Origin of the sequence: Rhodoferax sp. (assembly GCF_014859475.1) — a bacterium.
Classification (GTDB): domain Bacteria; phylum Pseudomonadota; class Gammaproteobacteria; order Burkholderiales; family Burkholderiaceae_C; genus Rhodoferax.
In genome coordinates this window covers 1-8,668 of record NZ_JACUUE010000102.1, presented here as the reverse complement: position 1 = coordinate 8,668, position 8,668 = coordinate 1, and the positions used below count along the sequence as shown (strand labels likewise).

Genomic DNA, 8,668 nt, shown 5'->3' with positions numbered 1-8,668 from the left:
CGGCTCTTGATCAGTTCAGAAATTTCTGCGGGATTGAGTTGCATGACTCTTTCCTTCTTTCATTAGTGGGGCCGGCGGTTCGAGGCAGAGCCTCAAGCCGTCAAAGCCATTTTCATTTGTTCCAGACGGGCCTTGACAGAGGTGTCAAGCACTTCGTCACCCACGACCACCCTGATGCCACCGATGAGCTCAGGCTGCAACTCAACCGCCACATTGAGCTGGCGTGCAAAACGCTTCTCCAACATTTGCGACACATCGGCCAGCGCTGCACCCTCGATAGGGAAGGCGCTGTAGATGACGGCATCGCTGGCGCCGCTTTCGGCGTTTACCAGCGCCCGAAACTGCGTGGCAACTTCGGGCACAAAAGCCAGGCGCTCGTTGTCGATCACGGTACGGATGAAGTTGTGCGCGTGGTCGTCAAGCGTTGCCTTGATCACCCCGGTAATCAGCTCATACACCTGCGCATGGCTGGCCCTGGGGCTGTTAGCGAACTGCAGCAACTGCGGCTCACCGGCCACGCAGGCCAGTTCATCAAGCCATGTCAAAACGGATTTGGCATCAGCGGCACTGGCCTTGAATAAGGCCTCGGCGTAGGGACGGGCAATGGTGGCAAGTTCGGCCATGTCGTCCTCTTACAGCTCGGTCTTCAGACGTGACAGCAGATCCGCGTGCACCCCGGCATTGACTTCTTTGCGGAGAATCTGCTCGGCGCCCTTGACGGCCAGTGCGGCAACCTGCTCGCGCAGCGCTTCGCGCGCCTTGACGGCTTGCTGCTCGGCTTCGACCTTGGCGGCAACAACAATTTTGCTGCCCTCTTCGGCGGCCTTGGCTTTTGCCTCTTCAATGATGGTCAGGGCACGGCGCTCGGCGTCGGCCAGACGGCTTGCCGTTTCGGTGCGCGACTGGGCCAGTTCAGCCTCGACCCGCTGATTGACACTCAAGAGATCGTCTCTGGCCTTGTCGGCAGCGGCCAGGCCGTCGGCAATTTTTTGAGCGCGTTCGTCCAGTGCTTTTGCGATGGGAGGCCAGACGAATTTCATCGTGAACATCACCAACAGGAAAAACACCACAAGTTGCGCGAAGAATGTTGCGTTAATACTCACAACAACCCCTTTCTAGTGGATGAAAGGCGAAAAGAATTACTTCAAGACGAACGGGTTGGCAAACGCAAACATCATCGCGATACCAACGCCGATCAGGAACGCCGCGTCGATCAGACCAGCCAGCAGGAACATCTTGGTTTGCAATTCGTTCATCAACTCGGGTTGACGGGCGGCAGATTCGAGGTATTTGCTACCCATGATGCCAATGCCGATACAGGCGCCAACAGCGCCCAGACCAATGATCAAACCAGCGGCCAGCGCCACAAAACCAAGCACGTTTTCCATTTAAAAGCTCCTATGGATTCAAGTTGAAAAGAAAAGAGAAACCTACCGACAAACCATTAGTGATGGTCATGCGCCTGACCCACGTACACCAAGGTCAGCATCATGAAAATGAAGGCCTGCAGGGTCACGATCAAAATGTGAAAGATCGCCCAACCCAGACCGGCAAACAAGTGCCCAAACCACAGGGCAATACCCGTGGCAGAACCAAAACCGACCGCACCCATGAGTGCGATCAACATGAAAATCAGCTCACCTGCGTACATGTTGCCAAACAGCCGCATGCCGTGCGAGACCGTCTTGGCTGTGAATTCGATCAGCTGCATGCTGAAATTCAACACACCCAGAATCAGCGCGAACAACGGATTTTTGCTGGTGCCAAACGGCGCCGTGACGAGCTCATGCGCCCAACCGCCAGCGCCTTTGATCTTGACGTTGTAGTACAGGCAGACCAGCAGTACCGACGACGACATGGCCAAAGTGGTGGACAGGTCAGCGGTGGGCACCACGCGCATGTAAGCATGGTGCGGGTCGCCACCGACGGCACCGTAAATCAGTTCCCAAATCAGGGGGATCAGGTCAACCGGCAGGAAGTCCATGGAGTTCAGCAGGAACACCCAGACGAACACCGTCAGGGCCAGCGGGCCGACAAACTTGCGCGACTCGGCGTTGTGAATGATGCCTTTGGCCTGGGTATCGACCATCTCCAGCAACACCTCGACGGCCGCCTGCATACGCCCGGGCACGCCAGAGGTGACGCTTTTGGCCACGCGCCACATGAAAAACAGCCCCAGCACGCCCAACAGCACCGACCAGAAGATCGAGTCGATGTTGAACACTGACATGTCGATCACACCCGATTGATGACCTGTTTGCAGGTGCGTCAAGTGGTGACCAATGTACTCGCCCGCGGTGGGCCCGTGTTGCACAACGTTTTCTTCAGCAGCCATCAGTTACTCTTTGATCAGTTACTTTTGCCGTTAAGCGTTAATCTTTCACACCGGTTTGGGCTTGCGTTTGAACGCCAGCGCCAGCCAGTACACCTTTAAAGTGACGATCAGACCAACCAGCATGGCTGGCCAATTCAAATCCTTCACCAGACGATGGGCCGCAAACAGCACGCCAATCGTCACCACAATCTTGACCAGCTCCCACACAAAGAAGCTCATGACAGCCATGCCCGGGTTCGCCCTGGCAAAGCGGCTGGTCAGGCCGCGCGCAAACAGTGCCGCAGGCAAAACCACCGCCAGCGCGCCGCAAGCCACAGACTTGGCAACACTATCACCAAAAATCAGCCAAGCCAGCAGGGTAGCCAAGCCACCCACACCCACCTGACCCAACACCACCCACCAGGGAGAAATCACCGGGTGGGCTTTGGCCAGCGCTTGCGCCTGCGACCGGGTCAAAGGCACAAAATCTGGCGGTTCACTATTGAACCCCGAGCCCGGCGCCTTTGAAGCTGGTATTGTCACCATTTACATTACGCTTACTTTACAGTTCGTCAGGGTCGGAAAAGCCGCCCATTATAGGTAGAAAATCGTCCTCCAAATTCAGCCAGCCCCGCATCATGCCCGATCAGTCCCCCGTCAGTCCAGCCAGCGCAACGCCCCCGGATGCGCCTTCGCTCATCACTTATCCTTGTGCCTTCCCAATCAAGGTGATGGGCGCCAATGTGGACGGCCTGGCGCACGCCATCAGCCACATCGCCCTGCAGTTCGACCCGCAGTTTGACGCTGCCACGATTGAGTTGCGTGAGAGCCGGGGCGGCAAATACCTGGGCGTGACCATCACCGTCAACGCGACCAGCCGCGACCAGTTGGACGAGATATACCGAACGCTGTCCACCCATCCGATGGTCAAGGTGGTGCTCTGATGGAAGTGAAATTTTTGGGCCGCGTGGACTACGAATCGACTTACGCCGCCATGCAGGCATTCACCGCCGAACGCTCAGCAGACACGCCCGACGTGATGTGGCTGTGTGAGCACGCGCCGGTGTACACACAAGGACTTGCGGGCAAACAAGAGCACATTCTCAACCTTGGCAACATTCCCGTGGTGCAAACCAACCGCGGCGGCCAGGTGACTTACCACGGCCCCGGCCAAGTGGTGGCCTACCCGCTTATGGACCTGAAGCGGGCGGGCTATTTCGTCAAGGAATATGTTTATCGCATCGAAGAGTCGGTGATCCGCACACTGCTGCATTTTGGTGTGACCGGCCACCGCGTAGCGGGCGCGCCCGGCATTTACGTGCGCCTGGACGACCCGGCTGGCCATGCGCTGCTACCACAGCGGCCGGTAAAAAAGGGGGCGGATCCGGTAGCCCCCAATTTTTTCGGGCTTGGAAAAATCGCGGCCTTGGGCATCAAGGTCAGCCGCAATTGCACCTACCACGGCGTGGCACTCAATGTGGCCATGGACCTTGAACCCTACTCGCGTATCAACCCCTGCGGCTACGCCGGACTGCAAACGGTCGATCTTTCTACAATCGGTGTCTTTGCCAGCTGGCAGGACGTGGCTGAGGTTTTCAGCCAGAAACTTGCCGTTTACCTCGCCCCCTGACACTGTCATTGCGAAGTCGATCCGTCATTGCGATACGCAAGTGAAGCAATCCGTGCCCCCCCAAACGCATGGACTGCCGCGCTACGCTCGCACTGACAGCCCACCAAGAGCACCTATAGAGCAGCAGCATATGAACATCGCCAAAGAAACCAATACAGTCCGCGAACCCCAAAGCGCCGAGCACTACGACGCCACGGCCAAGCAAAAGTCGGCGGCCAAGCTCTCGCGCATCCCGGTCAAGGTGGTGCAGGGCGAAATTTTGCGCAAACCCGAGTGGATTCGCGTCAAGGCGGGCTCGCCCACCACCCGTTTTTATGAAATCAAGGACGTGCTGCGCAGCAACAAGCTGGTCACCGTGTGTGAAGAAGCCAGTTGCCCCAACATTGGCGAATGTTTTGGCAAGGGCACGGCCACCTTCATGATCATGGGCGACAAATGCACCCGGCGCTGCCCGTTTTGCGACGTTGGCCACGGCCGACCCGACCCGCTGGACGTGAACGAGCCGGTGAATCTGGCCAACACCATCGCCCAGCTCAAGCTCAAATACGTGGTGATCACCAGCGTCGATCGTGATGATTTGCGCGACGGCGGTGCCGGGCATTTTGTGGCTTGCATCGAGCACATTCGCGCCAAATCGCCGCAAACACAAATCGAGGTGCTGGTGCCCGACTTTCGCGGCCGCGACGACCGCGCGCTGGAGATTCTCAAGGCAGCGCCGCCCGACGTGATGAACCACAACCTGGAAACCATTCCCAGGCTGTACAAAGAGGCGCGCCCTGGCTCTGACTACCAGTTCAGCTTGAACCTGCTGAAAAAATTCAAGGCACTGTTCCCCGACGTGCCCACCAAGAGCGGCCTGATGGTGGGCCTGGGCGAAACCGACGACGAGATTCTGGACGTGATGCGCGACATGCGCGCCCACGGCATCAACATGCTCACCCTTGGCCAGTACCTGGCACCGTCAACATCACACCTGACGGTCAAGCGCTACGTGCACCCTGACGTGTTCAAAATGTTCGAGACCAAGGCCTACGAGATGGGTTTCAGCCATGCCGCCGTGGGCGCCATGGTACGCAGCAGCTACCACGCCGACGTTCAGGCGGGGCACGCCATGAGCCACACAGCAGCCTGAAAAAACGGTTTTCATGCAAACCCATTGGCACAGCAGCAATCTCTGGCTGGACCTGGCCTCGCTGGTGCAGCGCTGCGATGCCGCCACCTACACGCGCGGCCTGGAGCTGTACCGCAACCAGCGCGTGCTGACGCTGTCGATCGAGCCGCTGGATAACGGCTGGCTACTGCAGGGCGACGTGCAGGGCAGCGTGCGCAAACCCTACAACGTCTCCATTGAACTCGATCGCGGTGCCAACGGGCGTGTCATCGATTGGTACAGCGACTGCACCTGCCCGGTCGGCTACCAGTGCAAGCACGGCGTGGCGCTGATGATCAAGGCGGCTTACAAGGGCCAGCAAATCCTGGGCAGCAATGCCGACGCAGCCAACTTCAAGCCGCTTACCGCGCAGGCCCTGGCAGCGCAGCGCCAGGCCGATCTGGCGCTGCGCCAGGCAGCGGCCCAGCTCGAAGCCGAAAACCAGGTGATCCGCTGGCTCGGCGAAATCGAACGCGGCGGCGCCAAGGCACCGCTGGCCGCCGAGCGCAACGGTGCCAAGCCGCGCCCTGAGCAGTTTCTGTACCTGCTCAACGTGATCGCAGCGCAAGGCCCGCAGCCGCTGCTGACGCTCGAAGCCGTGGTGTCTTACCCCAAAATCAACGGCGACTGGGCCAAGGCCAAGCCCATCAAGAGCACGCCGGAACACGGTCAGCCGGTCTATGACCGCGCGAGCGAAGCCGACCACGACGTGCTGCAACTGATGCGCACCATGCCGACTGCCGCGAGCGCCTATTTTTACAGCTACGGTGCCAAATCACGCGTCACGTTGGAAGGCAAATACGGCGTGCAGGCGCTCGAGCTGGCCGCCAGCACCGGGCGGCTTTTTATCGGCGACAAAAATGGTCAACCCACAAGGCCCGCGCAATGGGGGCCGCCGCTGGACCTGCTCTGGCAATGGCACGAGGTCACGCCAGCCCATGGTGATGAAAGCGCCTGGGTGTTGCGCGCCCGGCTCGACCAGTCGTTGGCCCAACTGTGCCTGAACAATCCGCCGCTGTACTTGGACAGCCAGCACGGTGTCTGTGGCCTGGCCCGCGTCAAGGACATGAGCCTGGGCCAGGTGGCGGTGCTGCTGCGCAGCCCGCCGCTCAAGGCGACAGCGCTGAAAAAGCATCAGGCAGAACTGGCCGAGCGACTCGGGCCGGTGCCCTTGCCGCCGGTGATCGAGCCGCTGCAAACACTGAGCGGCATTGCGCCCAAGGCCTGCCTGCATCTGGCCCCCCTGGCGCCTGCAGACGTGTCAACTCTGGGCCTGATGCAGGCCACGCTGCGCTTTGACTACGCCGGCCACCGCGGCTGGTGGGTGGGCCAGGGCACCACCGTGCTGGTCGATGACGCGCAAGGCCGCCTGCTGCTGCAGCGCGACCCGCAGGCCGAGCTCGAAGCCATCACCAGTTTGATGCAACTGGGGCTCTCAGCCACGGGCAACGGCGTGTTCGGCATCACTGGCAGCGCTTCCCAGCAAGCCTGGCTGCAATGGGCCGATACCGACTACGCCGCTTTCCGCCAGGCGGGTTTTGAGCTGACGCTGGACGATGCGCTGACCGACTGGATCCAGCACGGCGAGGCGCTGGAGGTCAATCTGCAAGCGCAGGGCGACGATGAAGCCACCTCGCCCTGGTTCGATTTGTCGCTGGGCATGGAGATCAACGGCGAGCGCCACAATATCCTGCCGCTGTTGCCCGAGCTCATCAAGATGGCCGCCAGCAGCCCGCGTGACGCCGTCACCGGCCTGCCCGACATTGCGCCCTTTGTTTACCTGCCAGCGCCCACAGGCGGCTTTATCCGCTTGCCCACCGACAACCTCAAACCCTGGCTGGATGCGCTGCTGGAGCTGGTCGGCGACCATGATTTTGCTGGCGACAGCCTCAAGCTCTCGCGCCTGGATGCCATGCGCACCACCGCCACTTTAGGCGAAGGCGCCGTCTGGCAAGGTGCACAGCACCTGCGCGAGCTGGTGCTGCGCCTGCAAGGCCGCGCCGAATTGCCCGAGGTGCTGGCGCCAAAAAGCGTCAACGCGTCCTTGCGCCCCTACCAGCAGCAGGGCGTGAACTGGCTGCAGTTTTTACGCGAGTACGGTCTGGCCGGCATTCTGGCCGACGACATGGGTCTGGGCAAAACGCTGCAAACGCTGGTGCATATCCAGCTTGAAAAAGACGCCGGCCGCCTGACCCACCCGGCGCTGATCATTGCCCCGGTGAGCCTGATGGGCAACTGGCAGCGCGAAACCGAGCGCTTTTGCCCCGAGCTGCGCAGCCTGGTCATTCACGGCAAGGACCGCCACGAGGTGGCCGGCAACATGATGGACCACGACATCGTGATTGCGCCCTACTCGCTGCTGCACCGCGACCGCGAGCGCTGGCTCGAGGCGCAGTGGCACTTGGTGGTGCTCGACGAGGCGCAAAACATCAAGAACGCCAACACCCATGCGGCGCAGGTGGCCAGCGAGCTCAACAGCCGGCACCGGCTGTGCCTGTCGGGCACGCCCATGGAAAACAACCTGGGCGAGTTGTGGAGCCTGTTCCACTTCCTGATGCCGGGGTTTCTGGGCAGCCAGAAGCGCTTCGCCGAGCTGTTTCGCGCCCCCATCGAAAAGCAGGGTGACCCCGAGGCCCTGCACCAGTTGCGCGCCCGTGTCACGCCCTTCATGCTGCGTCGCACCAAGGCGCTGGTGGCCGACGAGCTGCCACCCAAGATTGAGACCGTGTTGCGTGTCGAGCTGTCTGGCAAACAGGCCGACCTATATGAAACCATCCGCCTGGGCATGGAAAAAACCGTGCGCGAGGCGCTTGATGCCAAGGGCCTGGCCAAGTCGCAAATCACCATTCTGGATGCACTCTTAAAACTGCGCCAGGTCTGCTGCGACCCGCATTTGCTCAAGCTCGACGCGGCCAAAAAGGTCAAGACATCGGCCAAGCTGGAACAGTTGATGACGATGCTGCCCGAAATGCTGGCTGAGGGCCGACGCATTTTGCTGTTTTCGCAATTCACCAGCATGCTGACGCTGATCGAAGCCGAGCTGCAAAAACGTGGCATCCCATGGGTCAAGCTCACCGGCCAAAGCCAGGGGCGCGATGCGCTCATCGACCAGTTCACAAGTGGCCAGGTACCGCTGTTTTTGATCAGTCTGAAAGCCGGCGGCACCGGTCTGAACCTGCCGCAAGCCGACACCGTGATTCACTACGACCCCTGGTGGAACCCGGCGGTGGAGGCCCAGGCCACCGGCCGCGCCCACCGCATCGGCCAGAGCAACAGCGTGTGGGTGGTGAAGCTGGTGGCGCAAGGCACCATCGAGGAGCGCATTCTGGCGCTGCAAGAGCGCAAGGCGGCGCTGGCCGAGAGCATGTACAGCGGCTCGGTCGGGCGCAAGCAGCCGCTGTTCAACGAGAGCGACCTGGCCGAACTGCTCAAGCCGCTGTCGGCATGAGGGCACGAACACCCTTCGTCGCAAGCGCCCCGCATCGGCCCGACTCCGCACACAGATGTTGAACAGCGACATCGTCATCGCGAGCCATCCGTACCCGGCCCGATACCGCACACGGACCTTGAACAG

The 8,668-nt window shown here is 60.6% G+C and carries 9 protein-coding genes; 4 read left to right on the top strand and 5 right to left on the bottom strand.

All coding sequences use genetic code 11. From position 1 onward, the window contains the following. Window positions 1–92: 92 nt before the first annotated feature. From IBX54_RS09725 to IBX54_RS09705, 5 genes are read right to left on the bottom strand one after another with little or no spacing between them, the layout of a single operon-like run. Window positions 93–623, bottom strand: coding sequence for a F0F1 ATP synthase subunit delta (locus IBX54_RS09725; protein WP_296542461.1), 531 nt, complete (start codon window positions 621–623; stop codon window positions 93–95). Between the two features lie 9 nt (window positions 624–632). Continuing rightward, window positions 633–1,103, bottom strand: coding sequence for a F0F1 ATP synthase subunit B (locus IBX54_RS09720; RefSeq protein WP_296542460.1), 471 nt, complete (start codon window positions 1,101–1,103; stop codon window positions 633–635). A 36-nt stretch (window positions 1,104–1,139) separates the two neighbouring features. Beyond that, entirely contained in the window at window positions 1,140–1,388 is a 249-nt protein-coding gene (gene atpE, locus IBX54_RS09715; protein ID WP_296542459.1) for a F0F1 ATP synthase subunit C, read from the bottom strand. Window positions 1,389–1,444: 56 nt separating this feature from the next. Further along, window positions 1,445–2,335, bottom strand: coding sequence for a F0F1 ATP synthase subunit A (gene atpB, locus IBX54_RS09710; RefSeq protein WP_296542458.1), 891 nt, complete (start codon window positions 2,333–2,335; stop codon window positions 1,445–1,447). A 45-nt stretch (window positions 2,336–2,380) separates the two neighbouring features. Continuing rightward, complete coding sequence (locus IBX54_RS09705) at window positions 2,381–2,797, bottom strand: ATP synthase subunit I (RefSeq protein ID WP_296542457.1); 417 nt, start codon at window positions 2,795–2,797, stop codon at window positions 2,381–2,383. Window positions 2,798–2,952: 155 nt separating this feature from the next. Between IBX54_RS09705 and IBX54_RS09700 the strand changes: the two genes are divergently transcribed. The 4 genes from IBX54_RS09700 (at window position 2,953) to IBX54_RS09685 (ending at window position 8,542) form a co-directional block, all read left to right on the top strand. Then, complete coding sequence (locus IBX54_RS09700) at window positions 2,953–3,258, top strand: DUF493 family protein (protein WP_296542456.1); 306 nt, start codon at window positions 2,953–2,955, stop codon at window positions 3,256–3,258. Then, window positions 3,258–3,944 carry a lipoyl(octanoyl) transferase LipB gene (lipB, locus tag IBX54_RS09695; RefSeq protein WP_296542455.1) on the top strand — a complete coding sequence of 229 codons (687 nt, stop codon included), beginning with the start codon at window positions 3,258–3,260 and terminating at the stop codon, window positions 3,942–3,944. Before IBX54_RS09700 ends, lipB begins: the two co-directional genes overlap by 1 nt. Window positions 3,945–4,074: 130 nt before the next feature. After that, window positions 4,075–5,076, top strand: a complete 1,002-nt coding sequence (gene lipA / locus IBX54_RS09690; protein ID WP_296542454.1) for a lipoyl synthase — start codon at window positions 4,075–4,077, stop codon at window positions 5,074–5,076. 13 nt (window positions 5,077–5,089) lie between these two features. Beyond that, window positions 5,090–8,542, top strand: coding sequence for a DEAD/DEAH box helicase (locus tag IBX54_RS09685; RefSeq protein ID WP_296542453.1), 3,453 nt, complete (start codon window positions 5,090–5,092; stop codon window positions 8,540–8,542). The last annotated feature ends 126 nt before the right edge of the window (window positions 8,543–8,668 follow it).

Bases quoted from the DNA above. Each gene is read 5' to 3' on its own strand.
- IBX54_RS09725 (WP_296542461.1), bottom strand. From the start codon at position 623: ATGGCCGAACTTGCCACCATTGCCCGTCCCTACGCCGAGGCCTTATTC.
- atpE (WP_296542459.1), bottom strand. From the start codon at position 1,388: ATGGAAAACGTGCTTGGTTTTGTGGCGCTGGCCGCTGGTTTGATCATT.
- atpB (WP_296542458.1), bottom strand. From the start codon at position 2,335: ATGGCTGCTGAAGAAAACGTTGTGCAACACGGGCCCACCGCGGGCGAG.
- IBX54_RS09700 (WP_296542456.1), top strand. From the start codon at position 2,953: ATGCCCGATCAGTCCCCCGTCAGTCCAGCCAGCGCAACGCCCCCGGAT.
- lipB (WP_296542455.1), top strand. From the start codon at position 3,258: ATGGAAGTGAAATTTTTGGGCCGCGTGGACTACGAATCGACTTACGCC.
- lipA (WP_296542454.1), top strand. From the start codon at position 4,075: ATGAACATCGCCAAAGAAACCAATACAGTCCGCGAACCCCAAAGCGCC.
- IBX54_RS09685 (WP_296542453.1), top strand. From the start codon at position 5,090: ATGCAAACCCATTGGCACAGCAGCAATCTCTGGCTGGACCTGGCCTCG.